Here is a 19,715-nt window from a genome sequence, read left to right on the forward strand (position 1 = left end):
GCCTGAACCGGATCATCATGCGGCTGGCCGACGGCGAGGGTCTGGACCCCGACCGGATCTCGTTCGTCAAGGTCCTCAAGCACACACGACGCAGCGTCGTCCTCCAGGCAGGCCGGTCGACCCGCCATCTGCGGCAGTTCATGAAGCGGATGGCCACGAAAGTCGTGCGCAAGCTCGACAACGGCCTCCGGCGGCTACGCGAGGCGGACCGCTACACCCGCCATCCGGTGTCGCAGTACATCGTGCGCAAGAAAGACCAGGCCAGGCGAGGCACTCGACGGGTTCCCGAGAAGGTCATCGCCCTTGCGCCCGCGATACTTCAGTAGCTCAAGCAACGGCATTGGGACAACGGCATCAAGTGGCGGGCGATGCCAGCCGACTTCCCGCCGTGGGACCGGGTCTATGCGTTCTTCCGCCGCTGGCGCGATCGCGGCCTGATCCGGGAGTTCCATGACCGGGTGCGCGGGCAGGTCCGGGAGAGGGCAGGGCACGATGCCCTGCCGACGGCTGGGATGATTGATTCGCAGTCGGTCAAGGCGGATGCCGTGGTCGGCGTCGGCACCCGTGGCTTCGACGGCGGCAAGCTGGTCAACGGACGCAAGCGGCACGTCGTGGTCGACACCCTCGGCCTGCTGCTGGGCGTGATGGTCACCGTTACGGATGTGGGCGATCGCGCCGCTGCCCACATCCTGCTGGAACAGGTGGCTGCCGCTCACCATCGCCTGGCCCTGGTCTGGGCCGACGGCGGCTACACCGGCAGTCTGATCGAGCACTGCCTGGCCGCGTGATGGCCAGGATCCGGTCGTAGGCACGGCCGGTGGGGAATTCGGAGGCGGCGAACGCGTCGGTCTCGCCGTGGCCGCCGCTCTCGCGCAGGTGCGCGTAGGCGAGGGCCATGAACCAGGAGGTGCCGCAGCCGACGACGGCGACCCGCTCGCCACGCCGGGGCAGGACGGCGGCGAGGGAGCCGACGGACTCGGCCGCTCGCCTCCAGGTGTCCGGCTGGGAAACGATTTCGACCGAGGTACGGGATGCGTCGGGGGCGGTCACGCGGAACTCCTCGTTCGGAGAGTGGGTGGTGAGGTGAGAAGGGCGAACGCCCTGTCACGGTGGCTGAAGCCCAGCGGTGGCTGTCAGGCGAACGTTTCGATGTACTCCTCCGGCGGGCCGAGCTCGGGGGCGTCGCGAAGTTCCACCGTGTCGCCGTAGTGATCCAGTTCGAGCAGGGTGAGGGTGTTCTCGCCCGCGACGGTGAGCGGTGCCGGGAGGTAGAGCGTGGACTGGGGGCCGATGTTCCAGTAGCGGCCCAGGAGGAAGCCGTTGATCCAGGCGAAGCCCTTGCCGAAGCCGGGGAATGCGAGGAACGTGTCGCTGGTGCCGTCCGCGGTGAAGGCGGTCGTGGCGAAGCCCGTCGTCCCCTCGCCGGGTGCTGCCTGCGCCGCCCGGTCGAGGTCGCCGGGGGTCCACTCGTCCAGCGGGAGCGGGTGCATCGTCCAGTTGTGGACGAGGCGGCGCTCGATGCGCACGCCGCCGAGGATGCCCTTGCCCTGGCCCAGCAGCGGACCGTAGTTGATGCGTCCCTGGTTCTCGACGAGCAGCTCCAGGCGGACGCAGCCGCCCTCACCGTCGAGAGTGAGGGAGCCGGTCTCCCGTTCCAGCACCCCGGCGGGCACGCCGTCGACGAAGACCTGCGCGCGGTCGTGCAGCCCGGACACGTTCAGACCGACCGTGCCGGGCGGCAGTACGGGGTGGGCGCGGTACAGGACGAGCCCGGACGCCTGGCCGAGCTGCCCGAAGCTCAGCGGATCCGGTGAGGCGACGGTGTCGGAGACGGCTTCCAGTGCGCGAAGCAGTCCGGACCGCCGCGTGACCTCCAGGGTGCGCGGCGGAAGCAGGCGCGGCGGTTCGGGCAGGGGGCGCGCCTCGGCCCCGGTGGCGGCGAGCAGCCGGTCCCGCATCGCGTGGAACTTCGTGGTCAGAGCGCCGTGTTCGGCGATCGGCGCGTCGGAGTCGTAGCTGGTGACGGTGGGCTGAAGGGAGCCGCCGTCGTGGTTGGCGCCGGCCCACAGCCCGAAGTTGGTGCCGCCGTGTGCCGGGTAGAGGCTGACGGAGCCGTCCTCGCTGAGGATCTCGTCCAGGGTGGAGGCGGCGCTCTCCGCGGCGCGGGTGTGGTGCTTCTCGCCCCAGTGGTCGAACCATCCGTTCCAGAACTCGGCGCACAGGAACGGCTCCCGCTCCCGGCGGGAGCGCAGCAGCTGGGCGGCCTGGCCGGCACGGGAGCCGAAGGTCGCGGTGGCGAGGACGCCGGGCAGGGAGCCTCCGTCGAGCATCAGCTCGGTGGGACCGTCGGCTGTGTACAGCAGCTCGGTGATGCCACGCTCCACCAGCGCATCATGCACCCAGCGCACATAGGCGTGGTCGTCCCCGAAGCTGCCGTACTCGTTCTCCACCTGGACGGCAACGATGGGCCCGCCGTTCGCGGCCTGGAGCCCGGCGATCCGGGGCACGAGAACGTCGAACCAACGGGCGACCTCCTCCAGGTAGGGGGCGTGCGAGGAGCGCAGCCGCATGCCGGGCCGGTCGGTCAGCCACGCGGGCAGGCCGCCGTTGTCCCACTCGGCGCAGATGTACGGGCCGGGCCGGACGATGACGTCGAGACCGGTCTCCTGGGCGGTACGGACGAAGCACTCGATGTCGTGCCAGCCGTCGAAACGGTGCCCGCCTGGGCGCCGCTCGTGGAAGTTCCAGGCGACGTACGTGTCCACGGTGTTGAGGCCCATGGCAGCCAGGCGTTCCAGCCGGTCGCGCCACTGGCCGGGGTGGACCCGGAAGTAGTGCAGCGTCCCGGCGAGGACGCGGTGCGGCCGGCCGGCCCGCAGCAGTTCCCCGTCGGGGTACGTCAGCAGGGCGTCCGGGGCGGTGCGGCTCACTTGACGGCTCCAGCGGTCATGCCCGCACGCCAGAAGCGCTGCAGGGCGACGAAGGCGACGATCAGGGGGATCACGGAGATGAGCGAGCCGATGACGACGAGCGGCGCCGGCACGGCCACCCCATGGCTCGCGTTCCAGCCGACGAGTCCGACGGTGACCGGCTGGAGCTGGTCGTCGCTGAGCACCATGGCGGGCAGCAGGTAGTTGTTCCAGATGTCGACGAACTGGAAGAGGAAGATCGTCACCAGGGCGGGCAGCATCATCGGCAGGGCGACGGTCCGGAAGATGCGGAACTCGCCCGCCCCGTCGAGGCGTCCGGCCTCGATCACCTCGTCCGGTACGGACTGCGCTGCGAAGATGCGCGCGAGGTAGACGCCGAACGGGCTGACGATGCTGGGGAGCAGGACCGCGAGCGGGTTGTTGATCAGTCCGACGCCGGAGAACATCAGGTACAGCGGCAGGGTGAACAGGATCTTGGGGACCAGTACGGCCGCGAGCACCGTGCCGAACAGCGCGCCCCGGCCCCGGAACTCGTACTTGGCGAGCAGGTAGCCGGCCATGGCGGACAGCAGGGTACCGACGAGCGCGCCGATCCCGCAGTACAGAACGCTGTTGAGCATCCAGCGCCAGAAGATGCCGTCACTCTGCGCGGTCAGCCGGCCGATGTTCTCAAAGAGGCCGAATCCGTCGAACCACAGCCCGTTGCCGCTGAACTGCCGCCCGAAGGGCTTGGTGACGGAGACCAGCAGCCACCACAGCGGGAACAGGAAGTACACGGTCGAGACCAGCAGGAGGGACAGCACGACGACCCGGCTCGTCGCGGTCGTGTCACGTCTCCCTCCGGCCGCGGAGATGCCTCGCGTCATCGTGGCGCTCATGCGTTCTCACCCCGGTTGGTCAGCTTGAAGAAGACGAAGGACAGCACGCCCACGGCGACGGCCAGGACGACCGACTGGGCCGCGGCGTACGGGTAGTTGCCCGCGGCGACGGCGGCCTGAGCGGACATGATCGGGGTGAAGGCGGAGGAGATGGAGCCGCCGGAGATGGGCTGCAGCACGGTTGGCTCGTTGAACAGCTGCGCCGAGCCGATGATGGAGAACACGGCGGTGAGGACGAGAGAGCTGCGGACGGCCGGGATCTTGATACTCCACGCGATCCGCAGGGCGGACGCGCCGTCCATCCTGGCCGCTTCGAGCACCTCGCCGGGAATGGTCTGCAACGCGCTGTAGATGATGATCATGTTGTAGCCGGTCCAGCTCCACGTGACGATGTTCGCCACCGACCACAGGACCGAGCCGCTCGTGAAGAAAGGGATCTGGACGCCGAGCGGTTCCAGCAGGTGGTTGATCGGGCTGGACCCGGAGGAGTACATGAACGACCAGACGAGGGCCGCGCTGACGCCCGGGATGGCGTAGGGCAGGAAGGCGACGAGACGGAAGAACCCCTTGCCGCGTGCCGACTTCGCGTCCAGGAGCAGGGCGAGCCCCAGGGCGAGTCCGAGCATGAGAGGCACCTGGACGATCGCGAAGAGCCCCACGCGGGCGAGCGCGGCGAGGAAATCGTGGTCGCCGAACGCCTGCGCGAAGTTGTGCAGCGGGTCGAACTCCCTGGTCGGCGCGGTGAGTCCGAGGCCGGAGCGCTTGACGACGTAGAGGCTGCTCACTGTCGCGTAGACGATCGGGGCGATGTACATCGCCACGAACAGGAGCACGAACGGCCCGCCGAACAGCAGCAGCGTGCGCCGGGTGAGCGCTGTCTCCCGCCCGCGCCGCCGTGGCAGCGGTTGTGTCTGACGCGGTGGTGCGGCGGTCTTCGCCGCCCTGACTGTTGTGGTCACGAGTTGCTTCCCGTTCGAGGCAGTGCGTGGGCGGCGGCCGGGCCCGATCGACGGGCCCGGCCGCCCGTTGGTGCGCCTGGTTACTCGGCCACCTTCATGCCCTGGTTCTTGAGTTCGGCGACCGTCTTGTCCTGGGCGTTGGTCAGGGCGTCCTTGAAGGCGCCCTTGCCGGCCCACGCCTTGCCAAGACCGTCGTCGAGGTCGGCGGTGGTCTTGGTCATGACCGGGCCCCAGGTCCAGTCGGCGTTGACCTCGGGCGCCGCCGCGGCGAAGACGTCGTAGATCTTCTGGCCACCGAAGTACGGGTCCGCGGCCGTGAGCTGCGGCAGGTCGAGCAGGGCGGGAGCCGCCGGGTACAGCGACGCCTTGGTGACGAGGTCGCCGTAGGCGGTGCGGTCGGTGCTCAGCCAGTGGGCGAACGTCCAGGCGGCCTGAGTGGACTTGCAGCCCTTGAGGACGGCCGTGGCGGACCCGCCGGCGTTGCCGACGGACGTGTCGCCGGCCTTCCACTGCGGCATCGGCGCGACGGCCCAGTCACCGGCGCCGTCCTTCACCCCGCCCTTGATGACGCCCGCCTGCCACACGGCTCCGACGACGGTCGCGATGTTACCGCTCCCAAGACCGGTGTACCACGCCTGGTCGTACATGGGCGCGCTGCTGATCAGGCCCTCGTCGACCATGCCCTGCCAGTAGTCCGCGACCTTCTGGTTGGCCTTCGAGGCGAGGTCGACCTTCCAGGCGTCGCCGTCGATGCCGAACCAGTCGGCGCCCGCCTGCCAGGACAGGCCGGCGTAGTCGTAGTTCATGTACGGCGAGGAGATGTAGCGCTCGGGGTCCGAGGCGTGGATCTTCTTGGCCTGGGCCTTGTACTCGTCCCAGGTCGCCGGGGGCTTCAGGTCCAGCGAGTCGTAGACCTTCTTGTTGTAGAACAGGGCCATCGGGCCGGTGTCGACGGGCGCCCCGTAGACCGCTTCGCCCAGAGAGACCGAGCGCCAGGCGGCTGGCTGGAAGTCGTCCTTGTCGGCGTTCGCGTGCTTCGAGACGTCCTCTACGGCGCCCTGGGCGGCGAAGCTCGACAGGGTCTCGTAGCCGACCTGGGCCAGGCAGGGCGCGTTGCCGGCCTGGACCGCGTTCAGCATCTTCTGGTAGCCGCCCTTGGCGCCGGGCTGCACCTCCTGGTACGTGACCTTGATGTCGGGGTGCGCCTTGTTGAACGCCTTGACCGCGTCGGCGTAACCGGGCGACCAGCCCCAGAACGTCAGGGACGCCGGCTCACCGCCGCCGGCGGAGTCCTCTCCGGCCGACGAGCATCCGCTGAGTGCCAGCCCGAGCGCGACGACTGCGGCGACGCCCGCCGAGGGCATACGAGACTTCTTCATGGCCCCTCCTTGTGAACGTGGGCAGGGATCAGACCCGGACACGATCGGCGGGGTCTGCTGCTGGATCGATGTGCAGCGGAAGCCGTCGACGGCCCCGCTTTCGCACTGCTGGCCGGAACTATGACAGAGAATGTTATCGATGCCAATACATGCATCGCATGCTGGACCGGCTCGATCTCATACGGATGAGGCCGGTATCATTCGTCCGTAGGAACGAGGAGAGAGCCGAATGCGGACAGTGAACGGTGGCGAGGGCGGCGGGCGACCGCCCGGCATGGCCGACGTGGCCCAGGTCGCAGGGGTCTCCTCGCAGACCGTCTCGCGCGTCCTGTCCGGGCATCCCAACGTCCGGGAGCGGACCCGCGTGAAGGTGCTCGCCGCCGTCGACCAGCTCGGCTACCGCATGAACAGCGCGGCCCAGATCCTCTCGTCCGGGCGCAGCCGGACGATCGGCGTGGTGACGCTGCAGACGACGTTCTACTCCCGGCTGACACTGACCTTCGGTATCGAGAGTGCCGCGCGGGCGGCCGGTTACGCGGTGTCCACTGCGTCGACCGCCTCGCTCGACACCTCGGCCGTCGAGGGCGCGCTCTCCCGGCTCGCGGACCAGCGGGTCGAGGGGATCATCCTGGCGATCCCGCTCACCCACGTGAGCCCGCGCATCGAGCAGCTCACCCATTCACTGCCCACGGTCACCATCGACGGCTCGCGCACCGAGGCGTCCGAGGTCGTGGCCATCAACCAGTCGCAGGCCGCGCGCCTGGCGACGCGCCACCTGCTCGACCTCGGACACGAGACGGTCTGGCATGTCGCGGGCCCGGGCGAATGGCTCGACGCGGCCAGCCGCCTGCAAGGCTGGCGGGAGACGTTGGAGGCGGAGGGCAGGACCGTACCGCCGGAGCTCAAGGGCGACTGGTCGCCCTCGTCCGGGTACCGCAACGGCCTGATCCTGGGCCGCATTCCCGAGGTGACCGCGGTCTTCGTCGCCAGCGACGAGATGGCGTTCGGCGTGATCCGGGCCTTGCACGAGCTGGGCCGGCGAGTGCCGGACGACATCTCGGTCGTCGGGGTCGACGACATCGCCCTCGCCGAGTACTGCTCGCCGTCGCTGACGACGGTGGCGCAGCCGTTCGCGGAGATGGGAGCGCTGGCGGTCGGCCATCTGCTGCGGCACATCGACGATCCGGAGGCGGCGCTCGCACCGGCGTCGGTGGAACCGGAACTGATCGTCCGCACGAGCACGGGCCCGGCAGCAGGGACGGCCGTCCGCTGCGACTGACGTCGCCCGTCCTTCACGATGCGGGCATGCCCCGGGGCGTGGGGGCACCAGCCGGGGAGTCCGCCTGCCTCCGAGGGCCCAGCGACGCCGCGGGGCGCCCCTCCGCCGACGGCCGTCCGCGGCTGCCGGGAGGCGCATGACGCCGGCTCCGGAGTTCAGGTGGCAGCGGTTGACGTTCCGTCAACCGTCTTGGCGGCGGCCTGCGGCTTCACCACCGCCTCGGTCCTCGCCCCCACTAGTGCCCACTAGTGCCGCATCAGGCAACGTTTGCCCTGTCCGTCGTCTGGGACGATGGGCCACATGGACGAGGAAGTCATTCCAATTCTTCACGTCGAGGACGCTGCTGCGGCGGTCGCGTGGTACGGCCGTCTGGGCTTCGCCCAGCAGTGGGAACATCGCTTTGAGCCGGGGCTTCCCGCGTTCGTGGAGGTGGCCCGTGGCAGGGTCAGGTTGTTCTTGTCAGAGCACAAAGGCGACGCCCGTCCCGACACGTTGCTCTACCTCCGCGTACGTGAAGTCGACGCCATCGCGGAGGAGTTCGGTGTCCGAGCGAAGGACGCTCCATGGGCACGCGAGATTGAGCTGCGTGATCCTGACGGCAACCGCCTACGGGTGGGCACTCCTGCGGAATGAACACTGCCGGTAGCGCGAGGCAGCGAAACTGTGCTGGTCGCAGAACGAGTACGCGTCCGTGAGATCGATGATGACGAGGGCAGATGGCTGCTGCGGATCATCCGACGGCTTCGACTGCCTCTACCTGAAGTACAAAGGCGGCCGGCCGAAGACCTTCAGCCTTCCCGAACGCCGAGAGGTCAAGAAGATCGCCAAGTCTCGGCCGGCTGAACACGGCCTGCCGTTCTCGACCTGGAGCCTGACCAAGCTGGCGGACTTCCTGGTCGCCGAGGGGTGGCCGACGACATCAGCCACGAGGGCCTGCGCATCCTGCTCCGCGAGGAAGGCGTCTCCTTTCAACGCGTGAAGACCTGAAAGACCTCCCGCGACCCGGACTACGCGGCCAAGAAGGCGCGCGTCGAGCATCTCTACGCGATCGCCGACGGCGAGGTCATACCTGAGGAAGGAGAGCCGGAGGTGGTCTTATGCCTGGACGAGTTCGGGCCGCTGAACCTCCAGCCACATCCGGGCCGTCAGTGGGCCGACCGCGCCGGCAAGCACAAGGACCGAGACCGTGAACCCCTGCCGCCCTGTTCTTCGCGTGCAGCCAGTTCCGCTGCCCGGCGGGCGGCGTGCTCGGCGTGTGCCCGGACGCGGGCTTCCTGGCAGACAGCCCATTCCGCCGGCGTGAGGTGGCTGGCGCACGCCACCACGGGGGGCGGGAAGATCGTCGTAGCGGGGCCATTCCGAGGCCTTGCGGCGGCATGGGCGCCTGGTCGACTTGGCCCAGCGGGTACACGTCGCCATCCCGCACTCTCATATGATCACGTTCCGGGTTCCCAGCAAGGGCGCCCGACGGTTCCTTCATCCGCGGCAGCATAGGGTCCGGAACTGACAACGCCCCTGAAACCCAAAGAAGTTGGCCTGCGCCTGCGCCTGCGGCGTGTCGCCAACGGGCCGGTGAAACCTGCACGCGCAGCGTTGGTGTCGCCGGGCGTGCACTCCCTGTGACTGGCCAGAACCGGTTACCGAACGTATGGCTGTATTGACGGTTGGTCAGGAGTGGGGAAGTTTCTGGGGCTGCGGTACATGAAGCTGCGCTTCCCAGGGAGGAATTCATGGCCATGGAGCCGACGAAGGAGCAGCAGGTTGCCCGTGAGGTGTTCGCCTCCGGCCGGGACCTGGCCTTGGTCGCCGGGGCGGGGACGGGCAAGACGTCCACGCTGATCCTGATGGGTGCCGCCACCCGCAAACGTGGGTTGTATGTGGCGTTCAACCGGGCGATCGCCGATGACGCCCGCGGGCGATTCGGGTCCAATGTGGAATGCCGTACCGCGCACTCCCTGGCCTTCCGTGCCGTCGGCCACCACTACCGGGAGCGGTGGATGCCTCGGCGCGAATGCCTGCCAAGCACACCGCTCGCCTGCTCGGCATCACCCACGACCTTGACGTCAATTCCCGGAGCATCAAGGTCACCCACCAGGCGCGCCTGGTGATGGGCATGGTCCGCAAGTTCTGCTATACCACTGACCGGCAGGTCATGGCCCGCCACATGGAGCCGATCAACGGCCTCGAAACCCAGGGCCAGGAGTATGTGGCACGCACCCTCCTGCCCTACGCGCATCGTGCGTGGGAGGACATCTGCTCGCCCGCGGGCAGGCTGCGGTTCGAGCACGACCACTACATGAAGCTGTGGGCGATGACCTCCCCGCAGCTCGGGGCGGATTTCGTCCTGCTGGACGAGGCCCAGGACACCAACCCGGTACTGGAGGAGGTCTTCCTCGCCCAGCCCGCGCAGCGGGTGTGTGTCGGGGACCCGGCCCAGCAGATCTACGGCTGGCGCAACGCGCGCGATGTGATGACCGGCTTCCCGGCCGAGCAGCTGCGCCTGACCCAGTCCTTCCGCTTCGGCCCGGCCATCGCCGAGGTAGCCAACCGGTGGCTGGGGCACGCCGAGTCGGAGATGCAGCTGACTGGCCACGGCCCCGGCTCCCGCGTGGGCGAGGTGGCGCAACCCGAGGCGGTGCTGTGCCGGGGCAACGTGGACGCGATGAGCGAAGTCCTGTCCTACCTGGAGCTCGGCATCCCCGTGGCGCTGACCGGCGGGGGCAGCGCGCTGCAGCGCATCGCCAAGGCCGCACTCGAGCTCAAAGCGGGCCAGCGCACCAGCCACCCGGAGCTGTTCTTGTTCTCCTCCTGGGGCGAGGTGCAGGAGTACGCCGAGCAGGACAAGGCCGGCCAGGACCTCAAAGCGATCGTGCAGCTGGTCGACACCTACGGCCCCGACCAGATCATCGCCGCGGTGGACCGCCTGTCCCCGGAGGAGAAGGCGCAGGTCACCGTCTCCACCGCGCACAAGGCCAAGGGACGGGAGTGGCCGTCGGTGCGCATCGGCAAGGGCTTCATGGCCCCGTCGGTGGACGACCACGGTCTGCAGCGTGCGCTGAATGCGAGCGAGGCCCGCCTGATCTACGTCGCGGTCACCCGCGCCCGCCATCTGCTGGACACCGAGGGCATCGCCTGGATCGACGAGTACGAGAAGACCATGGCCGGCGCCGGCCGGGACGGCACGGTGGCCGGGCGGCCGATGATCGAGCTGAGCCTGACCGGGCAGCTGAAGTACGACTCCTCACCTCTCTCGCAGTTCATGGCCGCTCACCTGCCCTACAGCCAGAACCTGGTCCGCGACTATCAGGCGCGCATCGCCGGCCTCCCGCACCCGGTGCAGCCGATCGACGTGCAGTACCCGAACTGGTCGGCCCTCGGGCACGCCATCGATTACCGCCTCCGCCTCAGCCTCGGCGGGCGGCTCGGACTGGCTGTTGTCGGAGGTGCCATGCTCCTCGACGACACCGGACCGCTGCGCGGCGCACCGGCTCGTGGGGCCCGCAAGGCCCTGCACGCGGCGGGCCTGGAGCTGCTGGCCACCGTCGACGCTTACCTCGCCGACCCCAGCAGCCTGGACGAGAACGCGCTCATCCGGCTGTGCTTCGTTGCCGGCTTCTTCGAGGACATCGCCCGTACCGGTGAGATCCGCCGCTTCAGCATGCTCACCCAGGCCACCCCCGCCACGACCCTGGGCGACCTCACCGAGGCGGTCCCCGAGTACGTCGTGACCGACATCGACCAGCAGATGCGGCTGGCCGACGGCGGTCCGTTCGCCGCTTTCCGGGCTCTACCGCAAAGGGCCCGCGTGTGCGGTCCGGTCTTCGCCGGCAGCGGCGACATCGGCGGCGCCGACTACATCCTCGGCGGCCTCCTGCTGGACTGCAAAGCCACCAAGGACCCCCGCCGTATGGGCCGCGAGGAGATCTACTAGCTCGCCGGATACCTCCTGCTGGACTACGACGACCAGTTCGGCATCGACCAGGTGGGCCTGTACCTCTCCCGCCAGGGCGGCCTGATCACCTGGGATGCCGCCGACTTCCTGCGGCGGCTCGGCGCGAGCGCTTCCCTGCCGCAACTGCGCGCACAGCTGCGCAAGCACCTGCACGAGGCAGCCCGCCGCTGAAAGCCACGGCGGCTCCGGCAGCGCGGGCGCCAGTTCGTACCGGTGCGTAGCCGACCCGAAGCGTGTCCGCTTCGGGTCCCGTGCTGCCATCTCCCGTATCCGAGCGCGTACGTCGCTCTCGTCCCACCTTTCCATCCAGTGACCGTAACAATCAGGTCAGCACCACCCTGGGCATGTCCGAGCCGGACCGCGTGGAGCTCGAGCGCGTCGCGCCAGGACCTCCACGCCGAGGCGGCCATGACACCCCCGGGGCCCGGCTCGGGGGTCGCAACGTCCAACGACGCTGCGACCCCCGCCGTCATGCAGGGGGCAACCGGACCCTTGACGCTCCGTGAGGGCAGTACGTCCAACGTCAAGGCGAACGGGGTCACGTACGGGAAGTTCGGCCTTCGGCACATCAGGGACAAGCACGTCGGGAAGGGAGAGAAATCCGCCTGACGCTCCAGCTCCACCATGCTCAGCGACCTCAAGAAGGCGCTCATCTCAGGCAAATAGAGGAACGCTTGGGGCGGCATCTACAACGGCAAGTACGACATCACGTACTCCTACTGGACCGGCTGCGGATGCCGTAAGAAGAAGTACACCGTCACGGTTCACTACCGCACCACTGCCGCGCCGGACGGAAAACCGCTCGGCGTGACGACCGCTTACATCAATCAACAGGACGGGCTGACATGCGACCTCCAGGCGCGGAGAAGGGTCTCCTCACATGAATTCGCCGAATTCACCCGACACGCTCATCCGTTCCGTTGCCGAGAACATCGCACGACGTATGGCCGACCAGAAGATCCCGGCGAGGTCACTGGCATCGGTCATCGGTCTCGTCGATAACGACGAGACCGATATGGCCCTGGACGATCTCGCGCACGTAATCGAGTACTTCCACATCTCCATCCATCGTGCTGAGTACGATCAACTCGTCGCAGCGGCCCGACAGTTGGACGCGATGGACTCACTCATCGACATGAAGGTGGAGCGATTCGTGAGTGAGCAGACCTGATTAAGGGGCTTCTCCACTCGCAGTGCAGGGGGATCGGCCGAACCTTCGGGCCGAGCCCCCGACAAAGGGCACTCAGCCGGCCCGCGCCGTCACGGCGCGGTGCAGTTCCCGGACGCCGCTGGTGTGCGGGTGCCGCTCGGCCAGTTCGGTGACGATGCGGCGGATCGCGGGCCGGTCGCGGACCTCGCCGGGGCTGGCCCGGTAGGCGTCCAGCAGCGTGCGGGCGGTCTGCTCAGGCCGCTGCCAGGCCCACCAGGCCCGTGCCATGTCGGTGCCCAGGCGGGCCTTGCGCTCGGCCGTCGGGAACTGCGCGGGCCGCAGGTCCTTCCCGGCTTCCAGGGCGGCGCCCGCGTCGCCGAGGGCCCAGTGCACGCCGACCGCGTACAGGTCGACGGCGGCCGGGCTGATGGGGAACAGCCGGCCCGGTGGAGCGGCCTGAGGCAGGCGGCGTGCGGCGCGGCGGGCCTCCTGGGTCATCGCCAGGGCCTCGGTGCGCTGCCCGCCGCGGGCGGCTGTGTAGGCCAGGGTGCAGAGCATCTGCGCGTACGCGGACGCCGACGCCTCGGTTCGCAGGCCTGTCGCCTCCACGCACGAGGCCGCCGTCTGCATCAGGCGCTGCGCCTCCTGGGTGCGGTCCTGGTGGCGCAGCACGATTGCCAGCTCCCGGGCGGCGGCCGCCGATGCGAGCGGGGAGCCGGACACCTCGGCCCAGGTGCGGGCGCGGTCCGCGGTGAGCCGGGCCTGCTCGTAGGAGCCAAGCTTGCTCAGCACGGCGGCGGCCAGGCTGTACACCGAAGACAGCCGCGCCTGATCGAGTTCCCGGCGGGAGGCGGCGGCAGCGTGCCCGTCTGCGATGAGCCCGGGCAGGACGGCGAGCAGCCGTGCGTGCGCGCCCCTGTCGTACAGCTCCCTAGCGGCGGCCAGCCGCCCGTCCAGCGGCCCGTTGCCGGTCGGTGCCGGAGTGTCGGCCAGAGCCTGGTCCAGCCCCAGCAACAGCGCGGCGGGCCCCGCGGCCGCCGTGGCGGTGAGCAGCGTACGGCGACGCATCGGGTCCTCCTCGGCGTGACTGGCCGTCACTGTAGTGGCCGCCGGTGCCGCCGGGGCAGGTGGCGCAAGCGAACTCACCAAGACGTGTCGCGGAACGCCGATTTCGAGCGCGGCCCGGTGTACCAAAGCCAGGTCGACGACCCTGATGCTGCGCTCGGCCGAGGCGGATGAGGGCGCCGGGACGCCGCTGCGCGGCCAACTCGCGCGCCCTTCGGGTGTTCCAGAGCGGGTCAACGGGCACAGGCCGCCCCTCCCACGCGCTGCGCGACCGGGAGCCTTCCACGGTACGGACGCCCGGCACCGCAGTCGATACCGCTTGCACGATGTGCAAACTCCTTGCACAGCATGGCTGTTGATCACATATCAGCCGGCCGGGGAGGTGTCCTGTGTACACCGCCCCGGAACCGCGGGGCCACCGTCCATCGGAGGCACACCATGGCAACCGCCGCAGCCGCATCTTTCCCGGCGCCGACCCGACGACCGGCCCGGTCCGCTCCGCACGGGACGTCGTGCCGGCCGACCTGTGGGACAAGCAGGTCGGGCTCCTCATGCGCGACTACCCCTACGACTCCGTCATGGCCGCCAGGGTCCTCGGCCAGGGGTACGCGTACCTGCTGACCGCCATGAACCACCGGGGCGAGTCGCTGGGCCTCGCGCCCAGCAAGCTCGTCGACATCGGCGCCCACACGGTCATCCTTGACACCGTGGCATACGCCGAACTCTGCGAAAACTTCAACGGCGGGCGGTTTCTGCACCACGTGCCCAAGACCGACATGAAGAACGACGGCTCCGTGATGAAGACGGCCCACATCATCGCCACCGACGGCTGGGAGGTCGACCTGCCGCTGTGGACGGACGCCGCCGACTGCGGCCCCTGCCACCCCGGCAGCGACTCGCACTGACCCCCGCAGCACGACCGCCCCGGGGGCCCTGGCCATACGACCGGGCCCCCAGGCGGCACGCCCGGGTGAGATTTCCGCGAATCCGCCCACCGCCCGGTTTCGGGCCGCCAGGATGGGCGGGGTGACCACCAGCACTGCAGACCTCTGGCACCACTACGGCCGCGCCCGGGCCGCCAGTGACCGCGCCGTTCCTGCCACCTTTTACTGGAACTGGGGCCAGGACGCCGGGCCCGGCCCTGAGGTCCTGGGTGACCTGACTGACCGCTGTGTGGGCGACCTCGGCGCCGGAGCAGCCCGGCACGCCGCATACCTGGCAGCACACCACCAGCCCGCCCAGGTCACCGCCATCGACGCCTCACCGGCCCAGTACGCCATGGCCACCGGCCTGTACGCCCACCTTGCGCCGCGCCTGCGCATCGTGCCGTCCGACGCCGTGCCGCATCTGCACGCGATGACCGGCACGTACGACGTGCTGTACAGCGTCTTTGGCGCCCTCGACTTCACCGACCCACGCGAACTGCTGCCAGCAGCGGCCGCCGCCCTCAAGCCGGGCGGGTGCCTGGTGTTCGCAACGCTCGCCCACTACCTGAGCGGTGCTCCTGCCCAGCCCGATGACGTGCCCGCCGATGTCCCGGCGAAGACGCCGGACGGCGAGACGGCCACGATGCGCCGCTGGGTGCTTCAGGAGCACGTGTGGACCAAGCTGCTCGACGAGGCCGGGTTCACAAAGATCAGCATCGACGTGCTGCCCGCCACCACCGATGAGCTGCGCACCGCCGCCACGCTGCTGGTGAGCGCGTACCACCTGCCCTAGAACAGGGTCAGCTCTGCAGACACCAGGCCCACGGCCCCCTCCATGATCATCTGCTGCAGGCATCCAGCGCCGGCGTGTCCGGCATGAAGATGTCGTGCATGATGTACATCGCGTCGAACGGCCGCAGGCCGATCAGCACGGTCCGCGCCCGCATCAGCTCCTCGTCACTCGCCAGCTCGACCTGCCCCAGCAGATCCGTACGCCCGTCGAGCAGCTCCCACTCCAGCGGCGGTCCCTCGCCGCGCTCGGCCGCGCCCAGCATCAGCGCCCAGTCCTCGACGGCCGGCCCGGACATTCCGGTAGCAGCGAACGCTTCTGCCAGCGCTTCGGCCCCGACCTCCTCCGGCCCCAGACCGATCGCCGCCACCAGGTGCACCACGCCCTGGAAGTCAGGTCCCTCCGGCAGATCCTCATCGGCCAAAAGCGCCGCGCGACGCACACCCCCTGCAGCGCGTCGAGAAGTCTTTGCGACCTTGACGGACATTGCTGCGCCGACGTCATCCGATCGCAGCCCGCCGCAGCTCGGCGATCGAGCCGCTGATCGCGTCGGCGAGCCCGGCGACCCCCGGGAGCGCCTCGGGATCGGAGCACACACCGACGCCGACCGTTCCCGCGTAGGAGATCGCCGAGACCCGAAGCGCGTGGCGCTGCGCGGGTTCGGCTACCGAGTACAGTCTCTCGACCGGTCGGCCGATCAGAGGGATGACCCGCCAGCCGAGCGTGTCGAGCGACTTCACCCAGGACTTGGTCAGGTTGGGCTGGGCGCAGCCGCGGTTCTTGCCACCGACGTAGACCGCGACGCCGCCGTAGTAGGCGTCGCTCTTCCATGCCTTCATCGCGGTGAGCGAGGGCGCCGTGCAGGCGTCGAACGCCCGGCCCGTGTAGGTCTTCTGCGCCGGCCACGCCGGGGCGGCCATCGAGGTCTGCGCCGCGACCCCGGCACCGGCCACGACGACGGCACCCGTTGCCGCCAAGGCGATGTAACGGTTCTTCCTGGACAACCGGTGCTTCGGCATTCCCCACCCCATACGACATGTCAAATCGAGCTCCGGTACTCCGGAGCGGGACCGCAACCAATTCCGGCCCAGTCTGGCAGATCGCACCAGCGGTCGTTCCACCAGCCAGCGCCCGGTGCTGTCGCGATCAAACCTGTTCGTGTGCGGCAGATGCCACGCGACAGGACCGCGAAGGGGGAGCTGCTGCAAGCCCTCGGCATCTTCCAGCGGGCGACGCCCGATCAGTTGTGGAAGCTGACCCGCCCGGACAGCCGGCACGACAAGCTCAGGCGGGACAACCTCCTGGGTTTGGAGGACAACCTGGTGAGGGTCGAATCGGTCCCGGACGACCAGCGGCAGGTGTGGGTACTCACTGCCCGAGGACACCGCGAGGCGAAGAAGCTGCTGGAGCCGAAGGGCATACGGGTCTCGGTGCTGCGCAAGGAGGAGTACGACCCGGTCACCGGGGAACTGCTCGCGGGCGGCTACGACGACCACGCCGCGGCGGTCACCTCGACGGCCGCCGAACTGCACCGCGCCGGGATCGGGCACCCGCTTGCCTTCCAGACCGAGGTCGGGCACCGGCTCGCAGGCGGGTTCGTACAGAGGGCGGACCTGGTGATGCGGGCGCCGGCCTCGAAGGTGCCGGTGCTGCTGGAGATCGACCGCCGCTCCGAGGAGGCCCCAACGGGAGGCGGAGCGGCCGGTGTGCAAACGGTGCGGGCAGAAGTTCACCGACCGGCGCTGGGAGGAGACCACCATGCACAGCGAGGTCCGAAGGCCGGCGATCTGTCCGTGTGCGGTCCCTGCCGCGCCGACGACATCGCCCGGCAGAAAGCCCCCGAAGTCGCCCGTGAGCAGGCCGCAATGCAGTCGGCCCCGGAGGACGATCGCGGCCAGGAGCCGGGCAGGCCCCGCCGCGGCCTGTTCCGCCGCCGCAGCTGAGCGCGTACGGCGACGCCGCCCCTCCCACCGGACACGGGGGAGGCGGCGTCGACGAACAGCGGCCCGGTTCAGGCCGGGGCGGCCTGCTTCGCCAGTGCGGCGAGGGGGGAGCGCTGGCCTTTCTCCACCGTGCGTAGCTGCTCCCAGTCGGCCTCGGGGTGCGCGGCGGGCAGTGCGTCGATGTCGGCGCCGGACCCGCCGGACAGCCTCTGGCACGGCTCCAGCACACGCACCCCGAACCTGTGGGCCGGACCGGGCCGCTTGCCCGGCCGCGCTTGTGTCCTTCGCCGCGGCCACCGACATCGTGCCGCAGAGTGGATCTTGAGGATCTCTGGGTACGCGGTAGCGGCGCCGATGGCCTTGCCGTAGTGCTTGCACTGGAAGCAGTGCCAGGGACCGTCGGTCTTGTCCTTGGTCAGGAACGCGGCGATGTCCGCACCACCGTCATTGGCTCCCCCCATGCCTACCACTTCCACGTACTCGGCCTCCTTGAGCACGCTCACCCACTCGTAGATGAACTCCTCCCACTGGTCGGCCGAGTGGTGTACCAGGATCTGCTTGGGCGTCAGCGTGGGCGGCATGGCCATCATGGGGGCGACCACTGTCACAGGCGTCTGCGCAGGCTTGGGCAACTCAGAAAACAGAGGCTCAGCATGGAACGCTGAAAACCGCTCCGACGTGCTCATCGACCCCCCGGTCGTACATGAAACGGAACCCCAACCCCGATGTTCCTACCACCCGTCTCTACACCATGGACAGAGGAAGTTCAGCCAGCAACCACCGACAATGTCACCCACACACCCTCTCCGCCTGCTATCAGCCACTCCGGTCAGGATTCCGAACCCCCGCGCCCTTCCGAACTCGCTCCACGCCACAAGCAAGCACTGTCAGTCCTCGTTCCTACGATCACCGCATGTCTGATGCCTTCACCGTCCTGTGGACCCACGACACGTGCCGTGCCCTGCGCAAGGCCGGCCGTGTGGGCGAGCGGCCGCCAGTCGCCTACTCCGGCGTCCACCAGTCCCTGCCCGCCTGGTCGGGTGCCCGTGCCGGTGACGAGGTGTACGCGCTGCACGTCAACCGATGCGAGGTCTTCGTGGTGTCCCGCATGCGAGTCATCGCTTCGCCGTCGCCGGCCGCGAGCACGAGCTGGCCGCCAACCGCGTCCGCGACTACGTCGAAGCCCCCGCGGGCATCCAGGCCGACCTCCGCGTCTCCAAGGTCTGCCCGCGGGTGGTCCCGGTCCCGTACGGCTCCCGCCCCTCCACCTGCCCGGTCCCCGCGTGGATCGCATGGAAGGAGGCCGCCGAGCTCACCGACCCGGACGGACCCGCATGGCGCTGCCTCCACTCCCGCTGGCACACCGTCATGGAGGGCGGGCTGCAGCCCGAATTCATCGGCGACGTCATCACCCGCGCCGGCGCCCGCGCCGGGATCGAGGTCCGCTTCACCGGCCACAGCCCCCGCCGCGGGCTCGCCACCTCGTCCCGGTCCAAGGGCCACGACCAGATCGTCATCGCCAAGCAGGGTGGATGGGCCCCGCACTCCAAGGTGCTCGCGGGCTACCTCAAGGTCGTCGACCAGTGGGAGGACAACGCCCTGCTCGGCGTGCTGTAGACACCCACGCCGTCGGTCACGCGACGGCTGGCCTCTGCCTAGGAGCAGCCTGGACTGTGTTGGAGCGGCGGCGCGGCAACAGGGGTTGTTCGTCGAGCAGCGTGAGGTCGTTGATCACCTGGAAGCGGCCGCCATCCGCGAACAGCCGCCGCTGCATCGCCCGAGCACGGCCAGAGTCCAGCGGCGCTGCTTCGAACCACGGTGACTCACCGGACTTCGGATCGAGGGGCCGCTGCACCGGCTCGACCCATTCCACGACGATCTCGCTGGCAGCTGCCGCCGCGTCCTGCTTCGAAAGTCGCCATGCTCGACTCCACGCGCCCACCCAGGCCGCCTGCTCCCGTTTGGGAAGCTCGCAGACATTCAGGAAGGCGAGGAACTGCTCGATGTTGTGCGGCAACGCCTGCCGGTTCACGATGCGGCGCGCGGTGCTCCGGGGCAGTGCTCCGTACCCGCCGGCCCGCTCCTCCATCGAGCGGAAGGACGGCGAGCCGGCTCGGTGGTACAGCTCCACGAGGGCTAGCCCCAGGTCGGCGAAGTCACGGACCAGCTCAGGACGCGGGGCGGGCACGCGCTGACCGCCCCGCGGTCGGGTCTCCTCGTACCGGGCCTGCTTCCACAGGGACTTCGCCGTCTCTGCGGAGGCGTCGCAGGCCCGGGCGTAGGCGAGCACGGTGCCAAGCTTCGGCATGGACTCGCCCGACGCGGCACGCTGCAGAGTGGTGGCGTGGCATCTGGTCCGGGAGCTGAGATCCCGGTAGGTCAGCCCGGCCTGTCGGCGCTGTTCGCGCATCCACTCCACCAGCACCCGCAGAGGCTTGTTGCTGGTGGTCACTGGTCGCTCTTG

General features: G+C 69.3%; 18 protein-coding genes and 4 pseudogenes. 12 read left to right on the plus strand and 10 right to left on the minus strand.

The annotated features are described in order from the left end of the window. Together ACWV17_RS29850 and ACWV17_RS29855 are read left to right on the plus strand one after the other, a co-directional pair. On the plus strand, nt 1-326 hold a 326-nt coding region (locus ACWV17_RS29850), incomplete at its 5' end, for a hypothetical protein (protein WP_455362124.1). A 42-nt stretch (nt 327-368) separates the two neighbouring features. Then, nucleotides 369-788 carry a transposase gene (locus ACWV17_RS29855; RefSeq protein ID WP_455362125.1) on the plus strand — a complete coding sequence of 140 codons (420 nt, stop codon included), beginning with the start codon at nt 369-371 and terminating at the stop codon, nt 786-788. Here ACWV17_RS29855 and ACWV17_RS29860 read toward each other — a convergent pair. From ACWV17_RS29860 to ACWV17_RS29880, 5 genes and pseudogenes are all read right to left on the minus strand, one after another. Then, a pseudogene (locus tag ACWV17_RS29860) lies at nt 772-1,050 on the minus strand (sugar isomerase); the annotation flags it as partial. The gene ACWV17_RS29855 and the pseudogene ACWV17_RS29860 sit on opposite strands and share 17 nt — an antisense overlap. Before the next feature lie 83 nt (nt 1,051-1,133). Next, complete coding sequence (locus tag ACWV17_RS29865) at nt 1,134-2,930, minus strand: glycoside hydrolase family 35 protein (protein ID WP_455362126.1); 1,797 nt, start codon at nt 2,928-2,930, stop codon at nt 1,134-1,136. Beyond that, entirely contained in the window at nt 2,927-3,808 is an 882-nt protein-coding gene (locus tag ACWV17_RS29870) for a carbohydrate ABC transporter permease (protein WP_455362127.1), read from the minus strand. Before ACWV17_RS29870 ends, ACWV17_RS29865 begins: the two co-directional genes overlap by 4 nt. Next, nucleotides 3,805-4,767 carry a carbohydrate ABC transporter permease gene (locus ACWV17_RS29875; RefSeq protein WP_455362128.1) on the minus strand — a complete coding sequence of 321 codons (963 nt, stop codon included), beginning with the start codon at nt 4,765-4,767 and terminating at the stop codon, nt 3,805-3,807. The genes ACWV17_RS29870 and ACWV17_RS29875 overlap by 4 nt, the downstream gene beginning before the upstream one ends. A gap of 80 nt (nt 4,768-4,847) precedes the next feature. Then, complete coding sequence (locus ACWV17_RS29880; RefSeq protein ID WP_455362129.1) at nt 4,848-6,146, minus strand: ABC transporter substrate-binding protein; 1,299 nt, start codon at nt 6,144-6,146, stop codon at nt 4,848-4,850. Between the two features lie 229 nt (nt 6,147-6,375). Here ACWV17_RS29880 and ACWV17_RS29885 point away from each other — a divergent pair, with 229 nt between their 5' ends. From ACWV17_RS29885 to ACWV17_RS29910, 6 genes and pseudogenes are all read left to right on the plus strand, one after another. Further along, nucleotides 6,376-7,425, plus strand: coding sequence for a LacI family DNA-binding transcriptional regulator (locus ACWV17_RS29885; protein WP_455362130.1), 1,050 nt, complete (start codon nt 6,376-6,378; stop codon nt 7,423-7,425). Nucleotides 7,426-7,725: 300 nt separating this feature from the next. After that, on the plus strand, nt 7,726-8,058 hold the full coding sequence (locus ACWV17_RS29890) for a glyoxalase superfamily protein (protein ID WP_455362131.1): 333 nt from the start codon (nt 7,726-7,728) through the stop codon (nt 8,056-8,058). 30 nt (nt 8,059-8,088) lie between these two features. Then, nucleotides 8,089-8,619 (plus strand): annotated as a pseudogene (locus ACWV17_RS29895) (helix-turn-helix domain-containing protein); the annotation flags it as partial. Between the two features lie 817 nt (nt 8,620-9,436). Continuing rightward, complete coding sequence (locus ACWV17_RS29900) at nt 9,437-11,356, plus strand: UvrD-helicase domain-containing protein (RefSeq protein ID WP_455362132.1); 1,920 nt, start codon at nt 9,437-9,439, stop codon at nt 11,354-11,356. A gap of 51 nt (nt 11,357-11,407) precedes the next feature. After that, entirely contained in the window at nt 11,408-11,548 is a 141-nt protein-coding gene (locus tag ACWV17_RS29905; RefSeq protein ID WP_455362133.1) for a hypothetical protein, read from the plus strand. A 709-nt stretch (nt 11,549-12,257) separates the two neighbouring features. Beyond that, a complete protein-coding gene (locus ACWV17_RS29910; protein WP_455362134.1) occupies nt 12,258-12,548 on the plus strand; it encodes a hypothetical protein in 291 nt (96 codons plus the stop codon). A gap of 72 nt (nt 12,549-12,620) precedes the next feature. On the opposite strand, the gene ACWV17_RS29915 is transcribed toward ACWV17_RS29910, so the two are convergent. Then, the gene (locus ACWV17_RS29915) at nt 12,621-13,595 is read right to left on the minus strand and encodes a transcriptional regulator (protein WP_455362135.1); all 975 of its coding nucleotides are present in this window, start codon (nt 13,593-13,595) and stop codon (nt 12,621-12,623) included. A gap of 509 nt (nt 13,596-14,104) precedes the next feature. On the opposite strand from ACWV17_RS29915, the gene ACWV17_RS29920 reads away from it, so the two are divergent. Continuing rightward, a complete protein-coding gene (locus ACWV17_RS29920) occupies nt 14,105-14,497 on the plus strand; it encodes a glycine-rich domain-containing protein (RefSeq protein WP_455362154.1) in 393 nt (130 codons plus the stop codon). Nucleotides 14,498-14,609: 112 nt separating this feature from the next. Beyond that, the gene (locus ACWV17_RS29925) at nt 14,610-15,311 is read left to right on the plus strand and encodes a methyltransferase domain-containing protein (RefSeq protein WP_455362136.1); all 702 of its coding nucleotides are present in this window, start codon (nt 14,610-14,612) and stop codon (nt 15,309-15,311) included. A 46-nt stretch (nt 15,312-15,357) separates the two neighbouring features. Here the strand turns inward: ACWV17_RS29925 and ACWV17_RS29930 are convergent, their stop codons facing one another. Further along, nucleotides 15,358-15,690 (minus strand): hypothetical protein, encoded by a 333-nt coding sequence (locus ACWV17_RS29930; protein WP_455362137.1) that lies wholly within the window; start codon nt 15,688-15,690, stop codon nt 15,358-15,360. A gap of 172 nt (nt 15,691-15,862) precedes the next feature. Next, nucleotides 15,863-16,327 (minus strand): annotated as a pseudogene (locus ACWV17_RS29935) (glycoside hydrolase domain-containing protein); the annotation flags it as partial. A gap of 150 nt (nt 16,328-16,477) precedes the next feature. Here ACWV17_RS29935 and ACWV17_RS29940 point away from each other — a divergent pair. After that, a complete protein-coding gene (locus ACWV17_RS29940) occupies nt 16,478-17,251 on the plus strand; it encodes a hypothetical protein (protein ID WP_455362138.1) in 774 nt (257 codons plus the stop codon). Between the two features lie 359 nt (nt 17,252-17,610). Here the strand turns inward: ACWV17_RS29940 and ACWV17_RS29945 are convergent. After that, a pseudogene (locus tag ACWV17_RS29945) lies at nt 17,611-17,937 on the minus strand (restriction endonuclease); the annotation flags it as partial. A 397-nt stretch (nt 17,938-18,334) separates the two neighbouring features. On the opposite strand from ACWV17_RS29945, the gene ACWV17_RS29950 reads away from it, so the two are divergent. Then, nucleotides 18,335-18,868 (plus strand): hypothetical protein, encoded by a 534-nt coding sequence (locus ACWV17_RS29950; protein WP_455362139.1) that lies wholly within the window; start codon nt 18,335-18,337, stop codon nt 18,866-18,868. A 16-nt stretch (nt 18,869-18,884) separates the two neighbouring features. Here the strand turns inward: ACWV17_RS29950 and ACWV17_RS29955 are convergent, their stop codons facing one another. Continuing rightward, nucleotides 18,885-19,703 carry a helix-turn-helix domain-containing protein gene (locus tag ACWV17_RS29955; protein WP_455357459.1) on the minus strand — a complete coding sequence of 273 codons (819 nt, stop codon included), beginning with the start codon at nt 19,701-19,703 and terminating at the stop codon, nt 18,885-18,887. Between the last annotated feature and the right edge of the window lie 12 nt (nt 19,704-19,715).

Source organism: Streptomyces mabaensis (assembly GCF_053763515.1).